Source organism: Allolucifera butyrica (assembly GCF_900476375.1).
Taxonomy (GTDB): domain Bacteria; phylum Bacillota; class Negativicutes; order Sporomusales; family UPPP01; genus Lucifera; species Lucifera butyrica.
The window spans coordinates 1-13,069 of sequence record NZ_UPPP01000057.1 but is presented as its reverse complement, the minus strand read 5'-3'; the positions used below and the strand labels follow the sequence as shown (position 1 = coordinate 13,069).

The following is a 13,069-nucleotide window of genomic DNA, read 5'->3' as shown; positions in this document are numbered from 1 at the left end:
TATGAATTTATCGGAACGTATTGAATTTTTGACGCAAATCCATACCGCCTGGGACGGAACGGAGCAGCGGGCGGCGTTGCGGCTCCAACCCCGGCGGTATGTATCTTACGAATATATCGGCGTGAAAAACTGGCAGAGCCAATATTTACGTGCCCTGACATATACGCAACAGACGCAAAAACTGCAGTTTCCTCTTTGGCATGGAGCAGCCCGATTGAAAAGGAAGGCGGAGCCGGGCGGGCAGACAGTCCATCTGGATACTGATCAACTTTGGGCTTACCGTGGCTGCAGCGGTGTCATGCTATGGACGAATGATACGGTAGGCGGCATGCCATATGCGTTACAAACCATAGCCAGCGATGGGGTACTGGGACTAAAGGAGGAGATGGCGGATGCTTGGGCTGCGGGGAAGACTGTCGTCTGTCCCTTGGCTTGGGGCGTACTGCAGCAGGAAGACAAATATACTAATGAGCATTCGCTGCTTACAACCATGCAGATTAACGTGGAACTGCTTCCCGGCCAGTTGGCGCCGGACTTTCCCCAGGCTCTCGACGAATTTCATGATGAACCGGTATCGCAAATTTGGGGCAAGGATTTACCGACGCAGTATCAAGGAAGCGAACTCTTCCTGACACCGCCGCCGTGGACCAAAGAAATCACGGCGAATTTTCAGCGTAACGCCAACCGACTGGATAATAACAGCGGCGTGTTTCTTTACGACCTGAAAAGCACGGACCCGACAGAAACGAAGGAAATTGAATATGTACTCACCAGCCGCGTGGAGATCAACAATCTGCAGCGGTTTTTTTGTCGCTGTCAGGGCCGGCTTAAATCCTTCTGGGCGCCAACCTGGCTGAGCGACGTCGAATTGGCAGCGGCCGCGCCGGCGGGTCAAAACTTTCTTCTGGCCAAATGGCCTTTATATTGGAAGTATTATTCAGCCGGTCAGCGCCGGAAGAACCTGGTGGTCTTTAAAAAAGACGGGAGCGGCCAACTGCTTAGTATTGCGGGGTATGGTATCGACTCTACAGGGGAGCGGGGCAAACTCTATTTGGATTCCCCCTTGTCTTCGCCGCTCGAGTCGGAGGAGGTGTTAATGCTTTCCTATCTTTGCCGGTACCGTTTGGATAACGATACCCTAACAACCGACTACGACACGGTAGATGTAGCAACGATGACATTCAATCTAGCGGAGGTGACCGAGTAATGGCGGACAGCAACATTACTCTTTATGAAAACTCGGTGCAGAACGGCCGGCCTGTGGAGTGTTATCAATTTACCCATGCCGGTATGAACTATCAATATACGTCAGCCAATCAGGATGTTTCCATCATTTTTACCGAGAATGGGCTGCAGCGAACGGAAAAATACTTCGCCGATTACATTGAACGGGAAACCATCAAACCGGCTAGCAGCAGCGATTCCGTGAGCGTGACGATAAAGGTTTCCAAGGATAACGCCGTCGCCAAGCTTTATCAGGGACCACCGCCGGAAAAGCCGGTCTATTGCAAGATCTACCGGCTTCATGCGCAGGATCTAAGTAACTTCGACGTTGCTTTTTACGGTCGTGTCAGCCAGGCGTCCTTTGAGGCTTCCGAGTGCAGTCTGACGGTAAAGCTGGAAGATTGGCTGTCCAAAGAAATTCCCAACGGGGCGCGGCAGTTTACCTGTAATAGCATGATCTTCGATTCCAAGTGCCGGCTCAAAGAAGAGGATTGGGTGGTAGCCGCGTTTGTGGACCGGGTAGTGGGGTTGGATGTCTATTCCACGACCTTCGCCCAGTATCCAGACGGCTATTTTACCGGCGGCTTTCTCCGTTTTGACGGCGGCATCCGGCAAATTGCCGAGCATGTTGATGACCGAGTTAAAGTCAAGTATCCGTTTCTTAGCACGCCCCGCAACGAGATTGTGGTTGCGCCGGGCTGCGACCATTTGTTCAAGACCTGCGCGACGCGATTCCGGAACACGCTTAATTTTACGGGCTGTCTCTATGTGCCGCCGGCCAATCCGGAAAAGACCAATGTCGGCAAGGGTGCTTACTGGGTGGATTCGCAGGTGGTGCAGCGCGATACCAACGGATTTGTTGGTAACATTGAAATGTAAGAAGGTGAAGCTATGGCAATGAATCCGTATGTGGGCTGGAGCGTCACGACCCTGTTGTCCTGGTTTTTAAATAAAGGGAGCAACAGCAGTTCCGAATCGGATAGCGAACCGGAAGAACTGAGCATTGCCGAAACGAAGACCGGCACGCCGGTACCGGTGGTTATGGGGCGGGCCTTAATAAAATCTCCACTAGTAATTTACTATGGAGACTTCCGGGCCGACATCTACACGGAGACCTATGCGGCGCACGCCAATTTTTCGGCCTGGCCGGTCATTTTAACCACTCTGTTGGAATGGATGACCAAACCGAAAACGGGGGATACTGCGACGAAACATACTCATGATTGGTCAGGCGGCAATAGCGGCGGTCCTGTAAAGGGAACCACAACGGAGAACAGACCTGACCCGATTCCGACGAAGGAAAAAGAAGGACCGAAATATCTTATGCTGTTGGCCCAGTGGCTTTTGATGTGGCTCATCAATGGCCGAAACTTGAAAACAACTATGCAAAAGGGGTTCAAGTATTATTTGGGGTACCAGATGCTGGCCTGCTGGTCGGGTCCGAACTTACGGCTGCGGGGCATTTATCTGGGACAGACCAAAGTATGGGAAGGGAACGAAGCGCGGGAGGTTCATCATGATGCACCCTTTGTCTTTACTGTGAATAATGATGAATTGTTTGGCGGTCCGGATGAAAACGGCGGCTTTATCGGCGATATCCGGGTTTACTTAGGCGGCGACAACCAGCCTGCCGATTCATGGATGCAGCAGCAAATGCAGGCTGACAACATTGACGAGGAACTGCGAGGACTGACGCCGGCGTACCGGCCCTTTGTGTCATTGGTCGTGCCGACGGCTTATGTGGGCAAGCAGGCCACCATACCGGAGACATGGCTGGATATTCAGTTTTGTCCGGACCGGCTGGGCCTGGGGCCCATCGGCGACGACGCCAACCCGGCCGAAATCCTTTACGAATTGCACGTCAACAGGGAGTGGGGCTTATGCGAAAGCCCGGATTTATTGGATTTGGATTCCCTGCTGGCGATCGGGCAAAAATTGCAGGACGAAAAGCTGGGTGTAACCGTAACGCTCAGTGACAAGAGCGAAGCCCGTTCGGTCGTGGATTCCCTTTGCGACCATGTGAATATGGTGCGGTACGTGGATCCGCGAACAGGTAAGTTAACCTTTAAATTAATCCGGGACGACTATGATGCGGCCACGGTGCCCGTCTTGAACGAGAAAAATTGTTCCTCCATCACCTTGACCCGCCTGGATTGGCGGGAAACGGTGGGGGAAATTTGCGTGACCTATACGGACCGGTCGGCCCAGTATGAGCAGAGTAATATCACCGAGAACGATCCAGCCAACGTGGAAATCAACGCTGGCGCTAAGACGACCAAGACCTACGACTATCCCTATTTTACAACGGCGGAAAATGCGCTGTGGGCGGCCAAGCGGGAGAGCAAGCAGCAGGGTTATCCGCTGGCGTCGGTCAGTATCGAGGGCAACCGGCAGCTATCCAGCCTCCGGACGGGAGAGGTAGTCTGTTTGAACTGGGCGCCTTACGGCATCAAGAATATGCTGCTTCGAATCACGGACGTGGACATTGGTGATTTCACTGGGGGAACGGTCAAGCTGGAGGCGCTGGAAGATGTGTTTGGCCTGGAAAAGACGGAATTCGGATTTCCCGGCTCTCCGGGCTGGACGAAAGAACCGGTCTATCCCACGAGGGTACAGGACTTCCGGTATTTAGAGCTGCCCTGGGAACTGATGCCATCTCCTGATAGCTATGTGTTCGCCATGGCGGCCCGGCCCGACCCCAAGACGCAGCGCTGGACGGTATGGCGGCAGCGGAGCGGCGCCAGCTGGGAAAGCACCAGCAGCATGACCCGCTGGACGGCGGCTGGCCGTTTGGTTTATGACTATGAAGAATTCACTGACGCCGAGGACATGGCCGGATTTGAGATTGCCGATTTGGGTGGACTTGACCAGTTGAAATCAGGTGTGCTCGCCGGCGGGGCGCCGGATCTAGTGTCGGCCCGGCGGGGTGGCAAGGTGTTGGTTATTGGCGAAGAAATAATGGCCTGGAGCAGCTTGGTGCAACTGCCCAACGGGAATTGGCGGGTGCAGGGCATCTTGCGCGGCGTCCATGACACGGTACCGGCGGCGCATGGGGCCGGCGACAACGTCTTTTTCCTGGACTCCGGCAGCTACGCCAACGTAACCACCGGCGGGCCGGTCATCGCCGCCGGTGAGACCACGCAAGAAGCGTACAATATTACGACGTCCACGGTAGACGCAGAAGAGACCTTCGACTATACCAAGGTAAAGTCACTCAGTACCCGGCGCCGGCCGGAACGGCCCAATCCACCGGGACGCCTCCGGCTGAGTGCTCATCTAGTGGAAAATGTAATTCATACCGACACATTAATCGGTGATGTAGAGCTGGCCTGGGCACCCAGGAACAAGCTCTTTTCTTTTGGCTGCGTGTCCCAAAACGACGCCCAGGAATACTGGACCGGGGCGGCATTTACGACACCGGATAAAGCGGACTATCTCATCCGGGTTTATGTGGGCGGTACGCTGGCGGCGGAACACAGCATCCTCGACGCCGGCTGGGTATATTCCTGGGCGCAGCGCTGCCGGGACAGCCGCAATTTACTGGATACAACGCGGCTGGAGCTTTATACCCGGGTGAACGGGTTGGAGTCCTACCAGCCCCAACAACGCACCTTTACCTGGAACATTCCGACGCTGGCCGATGGCTGCGAAAGCGAAGCGGAAGCGTTGGAGCGGTTGGCCGAATGGGGAACAGCCGACCGAATCTTGATTCCGGCTGGGCCGCTGACGGAGGAAAAGCAAATCTTGTATACGGAAATGCCCGTGTTGCTTCTGGGGACAAAGACAACAAACCAAGAGCAAGGCACCGTGGCCTGCCAGGACGGCAATTGGCTAATTCCGGACGGCCGGCTGCTGGTCGTAACCGGTGAAAAGGCCTGCCAGGTCATTACCATGGAAGAAGGGTACACCATCGTCTCCTGGTTTGTGGCGACCGCATCCGGCGGTAAGGCCTATTACCGCTGGAACGGGACAGCGATGGAAGAAACCGAGATTGGAGAGTAGATATGCAAACACAAAATTTGGCCATTCCTTTATTGGCAGGAACGGATTTAGTTTCCCGCACCAAAATTAATGAAGCCTTTGAAGCTGTCGATCAAAAGGCATTGGGGCCGAATCATACCGAGAGCAAGGCCCATTGGGCGCTTTGGCAGCCTGGCGCCGCTTACAGCAAAGGAGACCTGGTTCGTACGGATCAGCTGCCGTCTTGGGGTTTTTTGGAATGCACCACTGCTGGCACATCGGATACCGTAGCCTTGGTGGCGCCTGTCGCCGAAGGAACTTCCGTCAACGACGGGTCCGTCACCTGGATCTTGCGCCGGCTCGGATCGGCCGTGGATCTAACGGATATGGAGGCCGGGTTATCTGCGGCAAACCAGAAGATTCAGGAACTGCAGTCTGGAATCGGGGAATTGAACCAGCGAATTCCTGTGCCGGCCGGCGGTACAACCGGACAGGTCCTGGTGAAAAAGTCCACTGCTGACGGAGATGTGCAATGGCAGGACTCCGCCGGCGTCCAGGGGACGTTTGGGGGAGAGTTTGCCACAAAGGCGGATTTATTGGCCGCTACGGATCTTCAAATTGGCTACAACTATATTGTTACTGCGGACGAAAGCCAGGGCGGGCGCAGGAGTTACTATAGCTATCAGCCGGGGAAGGTTTGGCAGTACATGGGGTCTTTTGCCGACGGGATGGCAACCGGTTCCAATAGCAACGTCTACAGCTATCAGTGGAATAGTGCTGCGGACGTTGTTGCGAATACGGAAAAAAGTTTATCTATTCCACCCAACCCCCAGTTTAACCGGTTGGCGCCCACCGTTTTGAAATTAGAGGCAGGGATAGTAGACCAGGTTCAGACGGTTTGCGAGTTTGATAGTGAGGCAGCTGCTTCCTTTGTTTATGATTCGCGGTATGTTGAGTTTGTCGGCAGCGGGACGGGTGTCAGCAGTCAGATGCGGCTGAAAACAATCTATCAAGAAGCATTGAGTATAAAAGGTACCTTGGACGGAACCGGGCAGTATAGCGAATCCGATTGGGTTGACCCGACGAAGTGGAAAACGGTTGAGAAAACGGAGGTGATTTAGTGGGGGCAAATGTTAATTCCTCTTTTTTTATTTTAAACGACGGAACGGCAAAAGCTTGTGGTTTGAATAATGGGGGGCAGTTAGGAGATGGAACAACAACAGACCGTTCTAGACCAGTTGCTATTTTAGAGGTAACCGGAGTAAAACAGATTGCGGCCGGAGTTATTCATACGGTCTTTTTAATGAAAGACGGAACAGTAAAAGCCTGCGGAAACAATGGTTTTGGCCAGCTTGGAGATGGAACCACGACAAGTCATATTACTCCGGCAATTATTCCGGGTTTGACTGGCGTAAAGCAGATCGCGGCTGGAACCTATCACACCGTGTTTCTAATGGAGGATGGAACCGTACAAAGCTGCGGGTATAACAGTAATGGGCAACTGGGGGACGGAACCACAACGAACCGTTCTACTCGGGTGATAATTTCCGGATTAGTTGGCGTAAAGCAGATTGTTGCGGGAGAAACGCATACTATGTTTTTAATGGAAGACGGAACAGTAAAAGCTTGTGGTTTGAATAGTAATGGACAACTTGGCGATGGGAGCATATCAGATCGGTATATCCCAGTGATTGTTTCCGGAGTAACAGGGGTAAAGCAAATTGCTATCGGCGCTAATTATTCTGTTTTTCTTATGAAAGACGGAACAGTAAAAGCCTGCGGAAACAACGGTTTTGGCCAGTTTGGAGATGGAACCACGACGAATCAGTCTACTCCCGTGACGATTCTGGGACTGACTGGAGTAAAGCAGATTGCGGCCGGAGTCATTCATACGGTCTTTTTAATGGAGGAAGGAAAGGTAAAAGCTTGTGGATATAATTACTATGGCCAACTAGGGGATGGAACTACAACAAATCGTTCCACTCCGATAGTAGTTTCGGGCGTAAGTCAAGTAAAACAGGTTGCTGCCGGCGGTTATCATACTATCTTTCTTATGGAGGATGGAACAGTAAAAGCTTGTGGGTATAACGCTAAAGGCCAGATGGGGGACGGAACTACAACGAATCGTTCTACTTCAGTGCTAATTTCTGGCTTGACTGAAGTTGCGGCAATTCCGGGAATCTTAGTAGTTGTCGCGGCTTCAACGAAGTTTCTGTTCCTGACAACGGATGATAGCGCCAAAAAATATATAACTGCTTGGGAGTCCGTTTCGTCAGGTTGGTTCGCTCTTTCAGAGGCGCAAAAAAAGTCCTTTTTTCTTAGTGACGGAATGGATACGCTGCCGCTGCAGTCGGCTTTCGGTCAACTGGGCAAGTACAAGATTCTTTGTTACAAGGAGGATGCTGCAGCGGCGCCCGGTACGCTGCAGTTGACTTGTGTGCCGCCGGACCAATTGATTTATGCGGCGGAAGATCTGGATCTAGCCAATTGCAGCGTCATAGATTGGATTCACGTTAATGACGGCGTAACCATGGAAGCCGGCGAAGGAAAGATCCGGTATGTAGCCAGCCGGATTCAAGGGAAAACCTGGTGGGCATTTAATGGTTCAGAGTGGGTTCAAGTCGTTGATACTGTGAATTCCGCAGATGGTATGATTGCCGATGGCCGGTTTATCCCTTCCGCTGAAGGGGTGACTCGGCTAGTCACGCAAGGAATGACCCAGGAGCAATTTGATTCGGCGCCGTGGCAGTCCTGGCTGATCGATATGGGTTATACCAAGGTCCGGTTTGGGTATGTCCTAAGCCTGGCATCAAGTACAGATACTGCTTTCTGCGATAATTTGAAATATCAGTATGATGGGCAAGGGGAATGGAAGGTAGCAGTTAATGGGGCTGACTATGAGGCACGGTTTAGCAATACCGCGTTAAAAATTAAGTGGTTGACGGGTGGATATCGGGTTAAGGTAAATTATTGAGGTGGTACGTGCCAAGAGAACCTTGCCGCGGTATGGCGGTTATTTTTAGGTCTTAGATAGTTTAAATTTTAGTATTTTTTGAATGTATCTTATTGAGAGGAGGGGTGGACGTGATTGAATATACACAAACGGAGCTCCGTATTATGGGTATATTTTCAGCCATAGGCGCAGTTTTTTCTTTTCTTGTCGGAGGAATGGATGCGCCAATTAAAGCACTGTTGGTGCTCATCTGCGTTGATTACGGAACGGGGATGGTAGCTGCCTGGAAGACGGGAACGCTAAGTAGTCAGCGCGGTTTTAATGGTCTTGGCCGAAAGATAACGATTTTGGCAGTGGTGGCGTTTGCTAATATGCTGGACGTTTCCATGGGACTGCAGCATATATTTCGGAGTATGGCCATTTTCGGATATGCCGGCATGGAAGGCATGAGCATTTGCGAAAACATTGATAGGGCGGGGTATGGCGAGTATATCCCGCAGTTTATCAGGGATAAGTTAATTCAACTTAGAGAAGAGAAGGGGGTTAAAATATGAAGGGTATTGATATAAGCGAAAATAATGGTACTGTTGATTGGCAATCTGTAGTGGATGCTGGCTGCGAATTTGCTATAATCCGGCTGGGTTATGGTCTTCGTCATCTTGACGGAAACTTTGCCAACAACGTGAATGGGGCCTTGGAGGCCGGCCTGAAAATTGGCGTGTATTTTTACAGTTACGCTCTGACTGTCGATGAAGCCAAGGACGAAGCACAGTATGTTCAGGGGATTATGCAGGATTATGGGGTCAATCCGGAATTAGGTATTTGGTATGACATGGAGGATGCGGACGGCTATAAGGAACGGAATGGGATGCCAGACAATCAAACTATCACGGATATGTGTTCTGCCTTTATCTGTGCGCTGAATGAAGCCGGATATCAGCATGTTGGGATTTACGCTTCCTACTCATGGCTGACGGGTGTAATTGACACTTCCCAATTGGCCAATTATGTACCGTATTGGAATGCTCAGTGGGGAAGCAGTAACGATTTCTCGCAGGCCAGGATGTGGCAGTACACGGACTCTTTTAGCATTAATGGCCAAGATTTTGACGGAGACGAATATTACGGGTAAGTTTTAGGGCCACCGCTGAATTTGGCGGTGGTTTTAATATGGAAATAAAACTGGAGGAATGCAAAATGTCTGATGGAAACAAAACGGTTGATGGAGTGGATTTGTCCAAGCTTACAGCGGACCAACTCATTTCACTCTCGGAAGAAGAATGGAACGAGTTTTATAGTGTAGTAAAGGCCGCTATTGCCGCGAAAAAAGCGGAAGCACAGGCGAAAGTAAAAGCCAAAATTAAAGAAGCGGTTACTGTTGTGAATACTTATATCTTGCCGGTTGTGAAGTATGTTGCCGGAGCGGCTATTCTGTTAAAAGTGTTTGGAGTAATATAATGAAAGAAAAATTCATCGCTTTCATAAGAGAGCATTGGAAATATCTTGTGGGGCTGGCATTAGTGCTGGCCCTGCTTGTTTTTGGCTATCGGGAATACCAGCAGTGGAAGCAGCACATCTTAGAGCAGGCACAAAAAAGTACGGTTCCCACGATCAACGTCACTACTACCGGCGCGTCGGCGAAAGCGGATGATCTGAAAACCGTGTATATTCAGGGGCAAAACACCGTTACTCATGAAATTGTTTATGTACCGAAGGAAACCACGACCGTTCAGCAGCCGGATGGAACCATAAAACAGGTCCAGGAAAAGACAGATGTGCAGTTCGATAATAGGCAAGGAAAAATTTATGTGAAAGTGAACGGAAAGGACTATGAAGTTCCGGATAATGTCCAGGAAAATACGAAATTTGAAAACGGGAAGCTGGTTATTACAGATCAGTCCGAAATACATATTAATGTGACAACGCCGAAGCCGGTCATGAATGCCGGTGTTGGATGGTCAAGGAACGGGCCGGCATTAGAGATAAATGGTCCATTGACAGGGTCTATAAGCTGGTGGGCCTATGGAGACAAAAAAACAATTGTTGGCGGGATACAGTTTCCGATAATGAAATAGCAGTTCTCCCCCTAGGTTTAGCCGGTCAGCGATGGCCGGCTCTTTTTTTATTTTTTGTAAAAAAGGTTTACCCGTTTAAATAAGAAGCTGGAATGAATTTATATAAGTGAAAGCTGATAGACAGGAAAAAACACACTAAATAAAGAGTTCCTTGGCTATTGTCGGCTAATAAAAAAATGGAGGTATAATTTTATGTATCAAATGGACCAATACACAGTATCATTATTGCATTTTGACGGTGGTATTACTGACGAGAGCGGGAAAGTGTGGACAGCCCAGAATGGTGCTGCTACTAGTACTGCACAGTCAAAATTTGGTGGTGCATCGTTATTTTTAAATGGAACTAATCAATATTTAACAACATCGAATAGTACGGATTTTGATTTTGGTAATGGAGATTTTACTGTAGATTGGTGGGAATATAGAGAAACTGGAGATGGAAATAATCGGAGTGTATTTGTTAGAGATGGAGCAGATACCACAGCATATACATCATTTCTGATAGGTAATGTTGATGTTCACGGGACTGGAATTTCGTGCGTTTTTTCCGGTGATAATACATCATGGGATGTGGGTACACTTCTTTTGGGAACTGCAATTTTAAATTCATGGACTCATTATGCTGTAGTAAGAAAAGGAAGTACTTTCTATGGTTTTCAAAACGGTACCCTCAAAGGTACTTTGACTTCTTCAGCATCATTAGCCCCCAGTAATGGTAATCCTGCTATTGGAAAATATTTTGATAAAAACCAAAATACGTTTCAAGGTTATATTGATGAATTCCGTGTTTCAAATGTTGCTCGATGGACATCAAACTTTGCGGCTACAGCACCAACCAACTTAACTGCTATTGCCGGTGATGCCCAAGTAACGCTTTCATGGGACGCTGTTGATGGAGCAACCAGCTATAACGTAAAACGTGCAGCAACCTCCGGTGGCCCATATACTACTGTAGCAAGCAATGTTACCACTACAAGCTATGTTGATAACACGGTAACTAATGGTACTACCTATTACTATGTTGTAACTGTAGTAGACAGTAATGGTAATGAAAGTGCCAATTCGAATGAAGCTTCTGCAACTCCGATAGCGCCAAGTGGGCACGGTCTTTTGCGAATTACCATGTTAGACTCAAGCGAGCGAGAGTACGAGCTGTCTGACAATGAAATTAATAAATTCATCGAGTGGTGCAATCGTACCGTTGGTACCGGTAACGCATACTACAGCTTCGATAAGACTTACAATGTCGGAGAATTTAAAAACCGGAAAGAATATCTGATGTTTGAAAAAATCATCAGTTTTGAGGTTATGGAACTTACAAAGTAAATAATTTTGCCCGGATTACGTTTATTCACTATCCAGGCTTTTTTCCAACATTTACCTATAACACACTCCTTGATCTCCTACCCGTGCAGCTCTTATAATTGAGATACAAACATATGTTCTGCGAGGGCGTGAAAAAATGGGCAAGGTATTCGTAGAAGTTATTGCAGTCCATGACATCGAGGGAAAAATCCGGCCATTATCCCTGAAATGGGAAGACGGGCGGGTATTCGAGATTGACCGGGTCCTGGATGCCCGGCAGGCGGCATCTTTAAAGGGCGGGGGCTGTGGTATGCGTTACACTTGCCGGATAGGTCGGCGGGAATTTTTCCTGTTTTGCGACGAGGGACGTTGGTTTGTGGAAAAGAAATAAAACTTAATTGTTTTATAGCTGGTCAGAAATGACTGGCTTTTTTGCTTGTATGTATAAAAATGTAAAACAATACATTGAAAATGTTGTTTTTTTATATTGCTAATTTTTATTTATGATATATAATGTTTAACAGAGAAAACATATCTTGGAAGTTAAAAAGAATTTGCTTTTGATGTGATTCGAGCGAGCCCAATAGAAAGGAGTCTATTGGCAAAAAACAAGGAGGTTATTTCATGATTAACAGTTTAACAAGCTCCAGTATGGGGGAATTGGGTACACCTTTATCTAGTCAATCAGTAACGGTAAAAACATCAACAACAAACTCATCCTTGGCAAATGAAACTAATTCTACCACTTCTACATTTAGCCCAGCATACGTAGTTTCTTTAGGAGAAACAAATGCGTCTAGTGCAACCTATACCATGCAAAGCATTCTTAATAATGCTTCGATGGTAACAAACAGCACTCAAGCACAGGGTGCAAGTAATCAAAATATGGTATTGGCTGCGGCGATGGATCTGCCTGGTGATCCAACGGGTGGTACTCCAAGCGACCCAACTGGTGGCTTTCCTAGTAATCCTACCGGAGGTTTACCCAGTAATCCAACTGGGGGCTTTTTAGGCGACATAACGGGTAGTTTTTTTCCTAAGTATCCTAATTCTATTTATAAGGCATTTAAAGATTTAATAGAAAGCGGAGAACTAAGAATGATAAAGAAATGGGGACCATTGACTATTGGCTACGACATAGTGTTATTGGCGCTGATAAAATGACCCTATATGGCAATTGAAAATTGACCCCTCCCAAAAAAGGAGGGAAAAATATGGACAACCAGAAAACATTTCCCCATGAGCAAGGTCATGGGAGTGAAGAACAAATGCTTTCGCAAGACCAGTGGTCCGAAGTTCGTGCAATGGCAAAGGCAGGTAAGAGAATTAAACAAATTAGCCGCGACCTAGGGGTGAGTAGAAATACCATTCGCAAGGTGCTACGTACCCAGCAAAGGAGCGGATACCAGCGTACCAGGAATAAACCGGGTATTCTGGACGAATATTTCCCGTTTCTACAAGGCCGTGCGCCGGAAGTCTTTTACAATGCCACGACCCTATTCCAAGAACTCAAAGCACGAGGCTATAAAGGCGGCTATACAACTGTTAGAGA

General features: G+C 48.7%; 13 protein-coding genes. All 13 read left to right on the top strand.

Going from position 1 to position 13,069, the window contains the following annotated elements:
• Position 1 precedes the first annotated feature (1 nt).
• Complete coding sequence (locus tag LUCIF_RS03810) at positions 2–1,207, top strand: hypothetical protein (RefSeq protein WP_122626552.1); 1,206 nt, start codon at positions 2–4, stop codon at positions 1,205–1,207.
• Positions 1,207–2,103, top strand: a complete 897-nt coding sequence (locus tag LUCIF_RS03805) for a phage BR0599 family protein (RefSeq protein ID WP_122626551.1) — start codon at positions 1,207–1,209, stop codon at positions 2,101–2,103. Before LUCIF_RS03810 ends, LUCIF_RS03805 begins: the two co-directional genes overlap by 1 nt.
• 12 nt (positions 2,104–2,115) lie before the next feature.
• Positions 2,116–5,226, top strand: coding sequence for a phage tail protein (locus tag LUCIF_RS03800; protein WP_122626550.1), 3,111 nt, complete (start codon positions 2,116–2,118; stop codon positions 5,224–5,226).
• 2 nt (positions 5,227–5,228) lie between these two features.
• Positions 5,229–6,305 (top strand): hypothetical protein, encoded by a 1,077-nt coding sequence (locus tag LUCIF_RS03795; RefSeq protein ID WP_122626549.1) that lies wholly within the window; start codon positions 5,229–5,231, stop codon positions 6,303–6,305.
• Entirely contained in the window at positions 6,305–8,158 is a 1,854-nt protein-coding gene (locus tag LUCIF_RS03790) for an RCC1 domain-containing protein (protein ID WP_122626548.1), read from the top strand. The genes LUCIF_RS03795 and LUCIF_RS03790 overlap by 1 nt, the downstream gene beginning before the upstream one ends.
• 110 nt (positions 8,159–8,268) lie before the next feature.
• On the top strand, positions 8,269–8,691 hold the full coding sequence (locus LUCIF_RS03785; RefSeq protein WP_207856935.1) for a phage holin family protein: 423 nt from the start codon (positions 8,269–8,271) through the stop codon (positions 8,689–8,691).
• Positions 8,688–9,269 (top strand): GH25 family lysozyme, encoded by a 582-nt coding sequence (locus LUCIF_RS03780; protein WP_122626547.1) that lies wholly within the window; start codon positions 8,688–8,690, stop codon positions 9,267–9,269. Before LUCIF_RS03785 ends, LUCIF_RS03780 begins: the two co-directional genes overlap by 4 nt.
• A gap of 65 nt (positions 9,270–9,334) precedes the next feature.
• Entirely contained in the window at positions 9,335–9,595 is a 261-nt protein-coding gene (locus LUCIF_RS03775) for a hypothetical protein (protein ID WP_126720570.1), read from the top strand.
• On the top strand, positions 9,595–10,212 hold the full coding sequence (locus LUCIF_RS03770; RefSeq protein ID WP_122626545.1) for a hypothetical protein: 618 nt from the start codon (positions 9,595–9,597) through the stop codon (positions 10,210–10,212). The genes LUCIF_RS03775 and LUCIF_RS03770 overlap by 1 nt, the downstream gene beginning before the upstream one ends.
• Before the next feature lie 192 nt (positions 10,213–10,404).
• Entirely contained in the window at positions 10,405–11,538 is a 1,134-nt protein-coding gene (locus tag LUCIF_RS03765; RefSeq protein ID WP_122626544.1) for a LamG domain-containing protein, read from the top strand.
• 136 nt (positions 11,539–11,674) lie between these two features.
• The gene (locus tag LUCIF_RS03760; protein WP_122626543.1) at positions 11,675–11,908 is read left to right on the top strand and encodes a hypothetical protein; all 234 of its coding nucleotides are present in this window, start codon (positions 11,675–11,677) and stop codon (positions 11,906–11,908) included.
• A 233-nt stretch (positions 11,909–12,141) separates the two neighbouring features.
• Positions 12,142–12,681, top strand: a complete 540-nt coding sequence (locus LUCIF_RS03755) for a hypothetical protein (RefSeq protein WP_122626542.1) — start codon at positions 12,142–12,144, stop codon at positions 12,679–12,681.
• Between the two features lie 50 nt (positions 12,682–12,731).
• Positions 12,732–13,069: helix-turn-helix domain-containing protein (locus tag LUCIF_RS03750; protein ID WP_165865874.1), on the top strand; the 338-nt coding region annotated here is incomplete at its 3' end.